The sequence below is a fragment of the Dongia sp. genome (assembly GCF_041909655.1).
Taxonomy (GTDB): Bacteria; Pseudomonadota; Alphaproteobacteria; order Dongiales; family Dongiaceae; genus Dongia.
Genome location: NZ_JAYRDA010000001.1, coordinates 705,423 through 713,625, shown reverse-complemented (window position 1 = coordinate 713,625; position 8,203 = coordinate 705,423). Strand labels below are relative to the sequence as shown.

The window sequence follows — 8,203 nt, the reverse complement described above, 5'->3', positions numbered from 1 at the left end:
CTCCCCGCGCGCGGGTCTCTTGTGCCGCGGGATTGTGTTTTTGTTGGTTGTCCCCCCGGGGGCCCGGGCGAGGCCCGACATGCGTCGACGTGGGGATCCATGGAACGAGTTGCTGGATAGATGGATTCCCGCTTTCGCGGGAATGACAAGATAATGGAGGAGCAAGGGAGGAGGGTTGCTTGAGGCAATCTTCACTTGCGCCCCCACGCCGCCGATGCATGTCGGCCTTCGCCGACGGGGCCCTCCCCCTGAAGGGAGAGCGAGCGCCGCGCCGCCCTTACGCCTTGATGCCGTATTTGCCGAGGATGGTGGCGAATTTGCCGTTGGCTTTCAAATCGTGGATGGCGGCATCGAGTTTGGGCATGTCGGCGGCCACGGGGGATTTTTTGCTGATGAGGAGGTGCCAGTCGACGCGGTCCATGATGGCGGGGAGTTCCTCGATCTCGGCGCCGCCTTCGACATGTTTGGTGATCCAGGTGATCTGGTGCGACATGTCGACGATGACGTCGCCGCGATTGCCGATCAGCATGCGCACGGTGCCGATGGTGCCGTTGGCAAAGACGGTGCGGATGCCGCGGCTTTCGATGTTGTGCTTGATCCAGCCATTCCCCTGGATGGCGATGACGGTGGCCCCCGTAGCGGCGAGGTCGTCGAGCGAGCGGACCTGTTCGAGCCGCGCGTGCATCGGGCTGTCGCGGCGCACGAACATGGTGACATGGCCGGTGGTCAGGGGCTCGGCGCTGGGCAAGGCGTATTTGAGCCGCGCCGGTGTGGCGACCAGGCACATGCCGTCAGTGGCACCGCTTTCGACCTCCGATTGGACGCGCGGCAAAGGGAGCGGTCGGGGATCGAAATCGTAACCAGCCTTGGCCGCGACCTCGGCCATGAGATCGACCAGGATGCCGCGCATGATGCCACGATCGGCGCGCCAGGAATTGGGCGGCGATTTGTCGGGATAGGCGATGCTGAGCGGATGCCGCGCCGCCGCCGCGCGCGGCAACGCCGCGAGAATCGCGGTGGCACCCAGAATGAAGCTGCGTCGCTCGATCGTCATGGTCTTGCCGGTTGATCCAATCCGCCGGCCCGCTTCACCCTTTCGGTGCGCGGGGGCGGTAACACCATGCTGACGCTAGGGTTTCAACAGTGTTAACAAATCCGGCGAAAATAACGGGATTGCGTTCTTCCGCAGCGCAGCAGGCTTTCAGTCCTTACGGGTCCGTGGCGGCGATGTCGTCGGTGCCGCTGATGTCGTCTGCTTGCCGGAGCTTGGGGAACCACAGCATCCAGAGGGCGGTGATGGCGAGAGTCGAGATGCCGCCCAGCACCGTCGCTTCGATCGGGCCGATGAGGCCGGCCACCGAGCCGGCGCGGAAGGCGCCGAGTTCGTTGGAGGCATTGACCAGCATGCCATTCACCGCCCCCACCCGGCCGCGGAGATCGTCCGGCGTCCAGAGCTGGATGAGGACCTCACGGATATAGACGCTGACCATGTCGCTGGCGCCCATGAGGGCCAAGGCCGCCACCGAGAGGATGAGCGAGTGCGAGAGGCCGAAGACGATCGTGCCGAGACCGAAGAGGGCGACGGCGGCGAACATCAGATGCCCGGCGCGGCGGCGGATCGGATAGAGGCCGAGGCAGAGCGCCATCACCAGTGCCCCCACACCGATCGCGGCGCGCAGCACGCCCAATTCCCACGGCCCCGCCACCAGGATGTCGCGCGCATAGATGGGCAGCAGAATGATGGTGGTGCCGAAGAGGACGGCGAAGAGATCGAGCGTAGTGGCGCCCAGCACGATCTTTTCGGCCTTCATGTAGCGGATGCCGCCGAAGAGCGAGGTCAGCATGTTGCGCTCGGTCACTGCGCGCCCGTCGGTCCCTCGTTGGGGCACAGGACGGATGGAGAAGGTCGCGAGTGCTGCGATCGCCACCATGACCAGCGCGGTCGCAAAGGCAAAGAACGCGGAAATGCCGTAAAGCAGGCCACCCAAAGCCGGTCCCGCGATCGAGCAGAACTGCCAGCTGGCGGTGGAACAGCCGATGGCGGCGCCGATCTCCTCGCGCTTCACCAGATTGGGAGCGAGGGCGTGGGCGGCGGGGCTATAGAAAGCGCGGCCGGCGCCGAGCAAGGCGAGGAAACCCATGATCGGCCAGATCGTGTGATCGCCGCTTTCGGCCACAAGGGCGATGCCGAGGATCGCCACGAACTCCACCCCGATGCAGCCGATGAGGATGTTGCGGCGGGAGTAACGGTCGGCCACCGAGCCGGTCACCAGCACCAGCAGGAGGACGGGGGCGAATTGCACGATGCCGGTGAGGCCGAGGAGAAACGCGTCGCCGGTGCGGTCGTAGATCATCCAGGTGACCGCCACGGTCAGGATCTCGGCCGCGAGATTGCCAAAGACGCCATTCACCTCGAACAGGAGAAAATCCCGGTTCCGCAGAACGGAGAGCATGGTGGGCTTGGCGGACATGATCGGCTCGGGACTGGGACTGGCTCTGGATGGATAAAGGCGGGGCCGCATTCTCATCGATCCGGCGGCGCAGGGAAAGCGGGCGAGCCCTGCAATTCCGGCATGGGGGAGTGCGCATTCACTTGACCTGGATCAAGGCAGCCTAGCCCCCGACATGGCAGGATAATAGTAATACTGATCAAAGAGAGCGGGAGCGGCGGCCAAAATGAGCGGGAATGCGTTGAAGAAAATTCGCCTGGAACTGGGCCGGACCAAGGAACAGCCGGAGGGCAATCCGCGCTGCGGCTACGAATTCTGGGCGCCGCTCACCGCCGACGGGCATCTCGATGAAGCGGCCTACAAGGCCGTGAAGGCCGAATGCCGCGTGCACCGTTTCTGGGAAGGCGCCATGCCGGAACACGGCCACCTGCAGCATCTGGGGCCGGACCGCTGGGTGTTCTCCTATGCGCCGGGCAAGGATGACGACGAACCGGCGTTCAAGCTCGACAAGCACCGCTTTGAGGTGGGCGAATATGTCTCGCTCACCGAACATGACGGCGTCACGCGGCCGTTCCGCATCGTCGCCATCACTTAAGGCGGCGCGCGGCCGGCCGGCCCTCAGGAAGGATCTGGCCATGCTGACCTTCGACGATTGCCTGGGCCTGTGCGGCCTTTCCAAGGGCGAGATCGCGGCCATCGCCGAGCATGAGCATGTGCCCGAGATCGTCGCCGCCGAGATGGCCGCCTATCTCTGTCAGAACAGTGCCGGCGAGCGCTGCATCCGCCGCTTCATCCTCGAGGACATCGCCGTGGCCGAGAAACGCCACGACGCGCATCACGCCGAATCGCTCCGCGCCGTGCTGGTGCATTTCCTGGCCACCCATCCCCGCGCGCTGGAATAGCGGCGGCACTCAGATGTCGTTTTCGATCCAGAGGGGCGCCAGGATGCCAGGATAAGCCCGCGCGAGATCGGGACAGCGGCGTTCGAAATCGTCGCGCATCCGCTGGCGGATCGACATGTCGGGCCGCTCGATGAAATTCCCGTCCTCGAAATGCAGGTGAAGTGCGTTATCAAACAGGAACGCCTTGGCATTCATGTCGATCTGGCCGCTATAGGGCGAAAACCAGAAATATTTCCCGAAGGCATTATCGGCGCGGCCATCGGCATATTGGCCATTGAGCGCCATGGTCAGGACCCGCTGATCCATGGGCGGTATCGCCGAGACCATGGCGGGAATGGCGCAAGCCTTGACCGCCGGCCAATCGGCGGCGGCCACTTCCGCGGGCTGGGTGAAATCCATGTGCTTCGTCAGCGCCAATTCGAGGTCAGCCGCATAGCCGCTGGTATCGACCTTGGCGGTCGCGCAGCCGGCGAGCAGGGTGGCGGCGAGCAGAGCCATCGGCGTGCGCGGACAAGACATCGGATTCCCCTTTCCGTCGGATCGGCGGCATTCTGCCAAAATCGGCAGCAGCACGTCCAGTCCGTGCAGCCCATGCCGGACGATACCCGCGAGAATGGCGATTTTTTGGCGATCCGGACTTGCAGGATAGCCGCGCGGCTTGTAGGCATGCCGTCCCGCTTTGGCAATGAGGACGACCCCCGCGCATGACATCCGCTTTGCTCTTCGATCTCGACGGCACGCTGGTCGATACCGATCATCTGCATCTCGAGGCCTTCAACCATGTCTTCGGCCGCTTCGGCGGGACGATGGACCGGGCGGAATACACACAGCGCGTGATGGGCAAGGCCAATGTGGCGATCGCGGCGGCGCTGGTCCCGGACATGCCGATCGCGGAAGCCGCCCACCTCCTCGACGAGAAGGAACGGATCTATCGCGCGCTGGTGCGGGATCTGACGCCGATCGACGGGCTGGTCGACTTGCTGGATTGGGCAGCGGGGCAGGGCCTGCCCTTGGGTGTCGTCACCAATGCGCCACGCGCCAATGCCGATCTGGTGCTCGATGCGCTGAAACTGCGCGGGCGATTCCAGGAAGTGGTGATCGCCGACGAGCTGGCGGAAATGAAGCCGCACCCCCTCCCCTATCTCACGGCGCTTGAGCGCCTGGGCGCCAAGGCGGCGCATTCGGTCGTGTTCGAGGATTCGCCCTCGGGCATCACCGCCGGCACCAGGGCCGGCATGCCGGTTTTCGGGCTGATGACCTCGATGTCGGAAGCGGCCCTGATCGCGGCGGGGGCAGCTCTCGCCATCGCCGATTACCGCGACGGCCGCGTGCGCGGCTTCATCACGGCCAGGCGCGCGCCCTGAACGGAACTTACGAGCGGATGCGGCGATAGATAAAGAGGACGATGAGCGCGCCCGCCACCGCAATGATGAAGCTGCGGATGTCGAAGCCGGAGATGCTGCCCAGACCCAGTTGCGTCGCCAGCCAGCCGCCGACGAAGGCACCGACGATGCCCAGCAGAATGGTGACGATAAAGCCACCGGGATCGCGCCCCGGCATGATGAATTTGGCGACGATTCCCGCGATGAGTCCGAACACGATCCAGGATAGCCAGCCCATCTTCATCTCTCCCCTGTGACAATTGTCACGTCACTCTACGCGAGGCGGCGGCCGCGTGCCAATGTCGCAATTTTATCGCTTTATCAGGCGGGTGCCGCGCCACCGCTGTGACCGATCTGAAACCTGCACGCGGGGGTCATGGAACGTCATCCTATAGGGGCCATTTGATTATCGAGGGACGCAAGAGCTGGAATCGGGCTTGAACCGATCGGCCGGCTTGTTGGCCTCCCCCAAGATCGAAAAGGCCCAAGGATCAAGAAGGAGAGACGACATGCAAACCCGTATGATGTTACTGGCCACGGCGGCGGCGCTGGCGCTGGCCCCGGCGGCGATCGCCCAGGAAAGCACCCAGGATCCGTTGCTGCCACCGGCACAGGAACAGGCCCCGGCCGAACAGGCGCCGATGGATAGCGACACCCCGCAATCGGAGGCCCCGGCCCAGGCCCCCGCCAGCGAGCCCGCGATGGGCGACGATGCCGTGGGCGACGTGGTGGTGGAACCGGCGGTGACGCCACCCCCGGCCGAAGCGCTCATCCAGGCGCAGCGGCCGAATGAAATCCGCAGCGAGAACATTATTGGCGCCACGGTGATCAATGGCGAAGGCGAGGAAGTCGGCAAGGTGAAGGACATCCTGTTCGACACCAGCGGCACCGCCACGGGCATGGTCCTGTCGGTGGGCGGCATCATGGGCCTCGGCGCCAAGGATGTGGGCCTCGCCTGGCAGGAAGTGGATGTGCGCCCGGAACCGGATGTGGTGCGCATCAATTACACCAAGGCGCAGCTTGAAGCGGCACCGCCGTTCAAGACGCAGGAAACCATCGAGGCCGAGCAAAGCCAGATGAACCAGCCCGGCACTATTCCTGGCGACCTCGAGGAACCGGCAGCCGGAACCGTCCCCCCGGCGCCGGCAGCGGAGCCGACCCAGTAGGCGATTCCATCGCACGGCTCCTCGTCAAGGCATCCCCGGCGCCCTTACGCCGGGGATGTTCCTTATCCGGCCGACGACGTTGAGGCGCCCAGTGCTGCCAACACCCGATCCGGCAGGAACGGATAATGGCGCAGCCGGACGCCGCCGGTGAGACGCGCCACGGCATTGGCGATGGCAGGACCCGTCGGCGGCAGTCCCACCTCGCCGACACCCGCGGGTGGATTTTCCGGCGTCGGAATCACCGTGACGTGAATCTCCGGCGCCTCCGACATGCGCATCACGCGGTAGGTATCGAAGTTCGATTCCTGGACCTCACCGCCGACAATGTTGATCTGTTCGAACAGGGCATGACTGGCGCCATACGTGATCGCGCCGATCATCTGCGCCTCGATGTTGAGCGGCTGCACCGCCAATCCAGGATCGACAGCGCACCAAACGTTGTGTACGCGGATCTCCCCGCTTTGACGGTCGAGCGATATTTCGGCGATCTGCGCGCAATGGGCGCCAAAGCCGTCCGAATAAGCGAGGCCCAGCGCCCGGCCATCACGTGCTCGGTCCCATTCCGCCATCTGTGCCACCGTCTCGATGACGTGGCGGGCGCGCGGCTGATCCCGCAGCAATTCCAGCCGAAGCGCCAGGGGATCCATACCTCTGGCCGCCGCGATTTCGTCGATCACGCATTCGACGCCGAACTTGGTGTAGCCCAGCCCGACCCCGCGCCAGAACCCGACATCCTGACCATTGTCCTGGCGCAGATACTCGATGAGATGGGACGGTACGTGATAACCGAACTCCGTGCCTTCGGTGACGACGCTGTCCCGACCGCCTTCGCTGTCGAACACTTCCGGGAGCGTGCGGGCAAAGATCGAATCCGCCACGACACGGTGCCGCCAGCCGGTGATGTTGCCCGCCTCATCGAGGCCGACCTGCATATGCTGCGCGGCCAGAGGCCGATACTTGCCGTGCCGCACGTCGTCCTCGCGATTCCAGATGACCTTGACCGGGCGACCGGGCGCCGCCTTGGCCAGTGACACCGCATCGATGATGAAATCGGCCTCGGCCTTGCGACCGAAGCCACCGCCAAGCAGAGTTGTGTTCACCTTGACCTTGTCAGCCGTGATGCCGAGCAATTCGGCAGCAAAGCCCTGCGTGCCGGTCGGGCCCTGAGTGGGCGCCCAGATTTCCGCCCCGTCCCCCGTCACCAGGGCGGTGGCGTTCATCGGCTCCATGGTCGCATGATGAACATGATCAGCGAGGTAATCGACCTCGATGATCGTGGCGGCTTTCGCGATCGCCGCCACCGCGTCGCCTTCCGCGTGAACGGTGACGCCGGTGCGTTCGAGATCACGGCCGATGCTGCGATAGCGCTCAAGCAAATCGGCGCTGGTGTAATTGCGAACACGAGATGACGTCGTCCAGCTCACATTGAGCAAATCCTTTGCCCGCCAGACGGCTTCCAGCGTGTCGCCGACGATGCCGATTCCATAGGGGAGCGGAACGATCTGCGTGACGCCCCTGACGGCCTGCGCGGCGGCAGCGTCGATATTCGCAGGCCCATCGCCCTGCACCGGCGCCCGCAAGACGGCACCGTAGAGCATGCCGGGAAGCTGGACATCGATGCCGAATTTCGCGGTTCCGTCGACCTTGGCGGGCACGTCGATGCGCGGCATGGTGAGATTGCCGATATAGCGCCATTGATCTTGCGACTTGAGATCAGCCTCGCTTGCCTGCGGCAAGGGATCTGGCAGCGAGCCCGCCGCCGCGATCTCGCCGTAAGCAAGCGAGCGGCCCGATGGCGCATGCACGACCTTATGCGGTTCGGTCGCAAGCTCGCCAACCGGTACACCCAGGATGTCCGCGGCGCTTGCCAGGAGAACCTTGCGGGTCTGCGCCCCGACCAGACGGAGCAGGCTGAAATAGCCGCGCGTCGATTCACTGCCGCCGGTGAGCTGAATGCCGAAAAAACCCGGATTGCCGTAACGCTCTGCGTCGGACGGCGCCTGAAGGATGCGAACCTTGTCCCAATCGGCATCCATCTCCTCGGCGATGAGCAGCGGCAGCGTGGTCATGACGCCCTGCCCCATCTCGGAAGCCGGCGACATGATGCTCACCGTCCCGTCGGCGGCGATGCTCACCCAGACATTCGGTCGATAATCGCCAGCAAGAGCGGTGGCCATGTTGGCGCCGAGGGCGTCCCGTGCCAAACCACCGAAGGTCACCGCGATTCCGGCGCCGCCGATGGTGATGAGGAAGCTGCGTCGCGAGAGCGAGCTGGCGGTTAGCTGCAATGTCTTGCTCATGAC

General features: G+C 64.6%; 9 protein-coding genes. 4 read left to right on the top strand and 5 right to left on the bottom strand.

Annotated features, from left to right (window positions below):
- Positions 1-277 precede the first annotated feature (277 nt).
- Together ACE3PR_RS03180 and ACE3PR_RS03175 are read right to left on the bottom strand one after the other, a co-directional pair.
- On the bottom strand, positions 278-1,054 hold the full coding sequence (locus ACE3PR_RS03180) for a substrate-binding periplasmic protein (RefSeq protein WP_374368049.1): 777 nt from the start codon (positions 1,052-1,054) through the stop codon (positions 278-280).
- Between the two features lie 154 nt (positions 1,055-1,208).
- The gene (locus ACE3PR_RS03175) at positions 1,209-2,471 is read right to left on the bottom strand and encodes an MFS transporter (protein ID WP_374368047.1); all 1,263 of its coding nucleotides are present in this window, start codon (positions 2,469-2,471) and stop codon (positions 1,209-1,211) included.
- Positions 2,472-2,676: 205 nt separating this feature from the next.
- On the opposite strand from ACE3PR_RS03175, the gene ACE3PR_RS03170 reads away from it, so the two are divergent.
- Positions 2,677-3,045: a hypothetical protein gene (locus tag ACE3PR_RS03170; RefSeq protein WP_374368045.1), complete on the top strand. Its 369-nt coding sequence runs from the start codon at positions 2,677-2,679 to the stop codon at positions 3,043-3,045.
- Positions 3,046-3,085: 40 nt separating this feature from the next.
- Complete coding sequence (locus ACE3PR_RS03165) at positions 3,086-3,352, top strand: hypothetical protein (RefSeq protein ID WP_374368042.1); 267 nt, start codon at positions 3,086-3,088, stop codon at positions 3,350-3,352.
- A gap of 9 nt (positions 3,353-3,361) precedes the next feature.
- On the opposite strand, the gene ACE3PR_RS03160 is transcribed toward ACE3PR_RS03165, so the two are convergent.
- Complete coding sequence (locus tag ACE3PR_RS03160; protein WP_374368040.1) at positions 3,362-3,871, bottom strand: hypothetical protein; 510 nt, start codon at positions 3,869-3,871, stop codon at positions 3,362-3,364.
- A 185-nt stretch (positions 3,872-4,056) separates the two neighbouring features.
- Here ACE3PR_RS03160 and ACE3PR_RS03155 point away from each other — a divergent pair, with 185 nt between their 5' ends.
- Positions 4,057-4,716, top strand: coding sequence for an HAD family hydrolase (locus ACE3PR_RS03155; protein WP_374368038.1), 660 nt, complete (start codon positions 4,057-4,059; stop codon positions 4,714-4,716).
- A 7-nt stretch (positions 4,717-4,723) separates the two neighbouring features.
- Here the strand turns inward: ACE3PR_RS03155 and ACE3PR_RS03150 are convergent, their stop codons facing one another.
- Positions 4,724-4,972 (bottom strand): GlsB/YeaQ/YmgE family stress response membrane protein, encoded by a 249-nt coding sequence (locus tag ACE3PR_RS03150; protein WP_374368036.1) that lies wholly within the window; start codon positions 4,970-4,972, stop codon positions 4,724-4,726.
- A 271-nt stretch (positions 4,973-5,243) separates the two neighbouring features.
- Between ACE3PR_RS03150 and ACE3PR_RS03145 the strand changes: the two genes are divergently transcribed.
- Positions 5,244-5,900 (top strand): PRC-barrel domain-containing protein, encoded by a 657-nt coding sequence (locus tag ACE3PR_RS03145; RefSeq protein WP_374368033.1) that lies wholly within the window; start codon positions 5,244-5,246, stop codon positions 5,898-5,900.
- Between the two features lie 62 nt (positions 5,901-5,962).
- Here the strand turns inward: ACE3PR_RS03145 and ACE3PR_RS03140 are convergent, their stop codons facing one another.
- Positions 5,963-8,200 (bottom strand): molybdopterin cofactor-binding domain-containing protein, encoded by a 2,238-nt coding sequence (locus ACE3PR_RS03140; protein WP_374368031.1) that lies wholly within the window; start codon positions 8,198-8,200, stop codon positions 5,963-5,965.
- Between the last annotated feature and the right edge of the window lie 3 nt (positions 8,201-8,203).

Bases quoted from the DNA above. Each gene is read 5' to 3' on its own strand.
- ACE3PR_RS03155 (WP_374368038.1), top strand. From the start codon at position 4,057: ATGACATCCGCTTTGCTCTTCGATCTCGACGGCACGCTGGTCGATACC.
- ACE3PR_RS03165 (WP_374368042.1), top strand. From the start codon at position 3,086: ATGCTGACCTTCGACGATTGCCTGGGCCTGTGCGGCCTTTCCAAGGGC.
- ACE3PR_RS03170 (WP_374368045.1), top strand. From the start codon at position 2,677: ATGAGCGGGAATGCGTTGAAGAAAATTCGCCTGGAACTGGGCCGGACC.
- ACE3PR_RS03140 (WP_374368031.1), bottom strand. From the start codon at position 8,200: ATGAGCAAGACATTGCAGCTAACCGCCAGCTCGCTCTCGCGACGCAGC.
- ACE3PR_RS03145 (WP_374368033.1), top strand. From the start codon at position 5,244: ATGCAAACCCGTATGATGTTACTGGCCACGGCGGCGGCGCTGGCGCTG.
- ACE3PR_RS03150 (WP_374368036.1), bottom strand. From the start codon at position 4,972: ATGGGCTGGCTATCCTGGATCGTGTTCGGACTCATCGCGGGAATCGTC.
- ACE3PR_RS03180 (WP_374368049.1), bottom strand. From the start codon at position 1,054: ATGACGATCGAGCGACGCAGCTTCATTCTGGGTGCCACCGCGATTCTC.
- ACE3PR_RS03160 (WP_374368040.1), bottom strand. From the start codon at position 3,871: ATGTCTTGTCCGCGCACGCCGATGGCTCTGCTCGCCGCCACCCTGCTC.
- ACE3PR_RS03175 (WP_374368047.1), bottom strand. From the start codon at position 2,471: ATGTCCGCCAAGCCCACCATGCTCTCCGTTCTGCGGAACCGGGATTTT.